Raw genomic sequence first — 1,982 nt, 5'->3', positions numbered from 1 at the left:
ACGTACGTGTACGGCACCCGCAACTCGCTGCTGCCGGTTTCACGCCGCCACCTGGTCGCGGCCTCAATCCCGCGCCGCCAGTACGCGGCCTCGGGATCGATCACCCGCAGCCGCACGAACTGGGTGAGCACGGCGGGATCGCGCTCCTCGCTGAACCGGAGCACCCCGGCCGCGGCCGCGCCCACCCGCACAGCGTCGTCCTGCTCCTGGCCGTCCTCGTCGTCCTGGTCGCGGTCGTCATCCTCGCCGACCGTCGGACGGCTGTTGCGCAGACGCGGATCGGCGAGAGCCTCGATCGTCTCCGAGTCGTGCGCCCGCAGTGCCCCGAGGATCTTCGCGAGGGTCCCGTAGGCATCCGAGGTCAGTAGTTCGTTCGCATCCTCGTTCTCCCCGAGGAATACAGGAACGATCAAGGTGGCGAGTTTACCTACCCCGGGACGCATCCGCAGGGCACGCCCGACCATCTGCACGATATCCACCATCGAACCGCGAGCATCCGCGAAAAGAACCGCATCACACTCAGCGGTATCCACGCCTTCGCCCAAAACCCGAACCGAGGAAAGAACCCGCAATTCAGCGCGCACATCCCGGCCCTCAAAATTCGACCCGCCGAGGAAGTCGGACGCGAATTCGTCCAGCACATTACGTCGGTGCGCGGGCGCGTGCTCGCCGTACAGCCACTCCGACCAGACCTGTTCAGCCGGCGGGAACGTGGCGGGATCGTCCGCAGCCAGCCGGGCCGCCGTCACCGGCACCGCGGCCGCCATCGCCTCCGCTTCCCCGACCCGGCTGTGGAAGCTGAGCACCCGCCGGAACCGCTCCTGACTCGCAGCCCGCATCAGCCCGGTCTGCACGGCTGCGAGCCGCGCCCCGCGTACGGCGTCCGAGCCGGTCGCCTCCGTGGTCAGCGCGGCGTACAGCTCGGGATCCCGGATGTCCAGGCACAGCACCTGGTACGGCGCGACCAAGCCCATGCGGATGGCCTCGGAGAGCTTCAGCTTGTACGCGACTGGCCCGAAGATCTCGGAGTCCTCATCCATGGACGCCACCATGCGAGGCTGGTCGCCCTCGGCTTCCCACACCCGCGCCGTGGCGGTCATGTACAGCCGCCGCCTGGCGGGGATCTGCGCCTGGTCGTGCACGGCACCCCAGGGCTTGCCCGCGTCTCCACTGGTGCGGTGCGCCTCGTCGACGACGACCAGGTCCCACACCGGCAGACCTGCCGCGTGCGCGCGCTGGAGAGTGCCCATGCCGACCGAGGCGTACGTCGCGAACACCGTCACCGTCTCGGGGCCGGCGGTCCACGCGACGAGTTCGTCCTGGTCGGTCGTGCACGGCACGCCCTGGCTGTCCGCGCCCCGCAGGGAGCAGACCCCGATCATCGCACCGCGACGGCCACCCGCCCGCCACGCGGCGGCCATCTGCAACAGCAGGTCCAAAGTCGGCACCAATACCAGCACCCGGCGCGCCGAAAGGCGATTTGCCGACTCCACGCCGATCAGGGTTTTTCCGGAGCCGGTAGCGGCGATTACCTGAGTCCGCAGGCCTCCGGGAGGGATGCCCTTTCCTGGTTGTTCCGAGAGATTTCGCAGCACCGAGTCAACGGCTTCGATCTGATGATTCCGAAGCGTCATGCGTGTCATTCCAGCTCCATTTCTCGCATCAATATCGGGATGCATTCTCAGGGCGTCGAACCGGAAAGCATATTGGACTGCCGTTCCGGATGGCTACCGAGCCATCATCCCAGAATCTATCGGTCTACCAGAAGTGACGCAGGCGAGTGTCCGAAGTTGACCGAAAGTGGTGGGTCCCGAGAAGTGACGCGCGGTTAGGGTGGAAAGCGAGCCCGGATACCGTACGGCATCCGGGTGGGCTTCCATCCGGGCCCACCCTCGACCGACACTCACCGGACGCGCCAACTCCCTTCCAGCCAGCCGCTTTAGCAGGGCTGGGGCGCGGAGCGCACCGGTCCTGTCCGGGGC

The 1,982-nt window shown here is 67.5% G+C and carries 1 protein-coding gene; it reads right to left on the bottom strand.

Annotated features, from left to right (window positions below; translation table 11 throughout):
• The coding region (locus ACFWI9_RS31745) for a DEAD/DEAH box helicase family protein (protein WP_387168017.1) at nucleotides 1-1,634 on the bottom strand (1,634 nt) is incomplete at its 3' end.
• Nucleotides 1,635-1,982 lie beyond the last annotated feature (348 nt).

This window comes from Streptomyces sp. NPDC127084 (assembly GCF_042724175.1).
GTDB lineage: Bacteria > Actinomycetota > Actinomycetes > Streptomycetales > Streptomycetaceae > Streptomyces.
Note: the sequence above shows the minus strand (reverse complement) of the source record. Positions and strands in the feature narration are given on the sequence as shown.